Raw genomic sequence first — 527 nt, forward strand, 5'->3', positions numbered from 1 at the left:
GAAGGAGAATACACTATACGGTTAGAACTGTTTAACCCTAACCATACCCCAACAGGAATATGGGATGAAGTAACGATAAACGTTACAGATACCTTAGTTTGTAACGAGTTGCCATTTCCATCAGAATGGGAAGTTCATGAATTAGAAGAATCAGAATTGGCACACCGATCAGTGTATATTTTAGCGGACCACGATTTAGACGGGGATGGTTTAAAAGATATAGTTACTGGAGCTTGGTGGTACAAAAATCCAGGGACAGCCTCTGGTGATTGGGTTAGGAGTACTATAGGTTCCCCATTTAACAATGTAGCTCATGTGTACGACTTTGACGGAGATGGCGATATGGATTTGTTGGGAACCCAAGGGGCATATACTAGTTCGGCAATGGTATGGGCAGAGAATAATGGCACAGGAAACTTTACCATACATACCAATATAGATACTGGAGATACAGACTATAGTGAACCATTTTTGGCAGGAATAGCAGGAGGTGTTTATGATGCTGCTGCAGGCTACCAGATGGCTAT

At 42.1% G+C, this 527-nt stretch carries 1 protein-coding gene; it reads left to right on the forward strand.

Annotated elements, in window-relative coordinates; all coding sequences use genetic code 11:
- The coding region (locus FBT53_RS16000) for a VCBS repeat-containing protein (RefSeq protein ID WP_136952184.1) at positions 1-527 on the forward strand (527 nt) is incomplete at both ends.

It is taken from the genome of Flavobacterium sp. ASW18X (genome assembly GCF_005144745.1).
Lineage (GTDB): Bacteria > Bacteroidota > Bacteroidia > Flavobacteriales > Flavobacteriaceae > Croceivirga.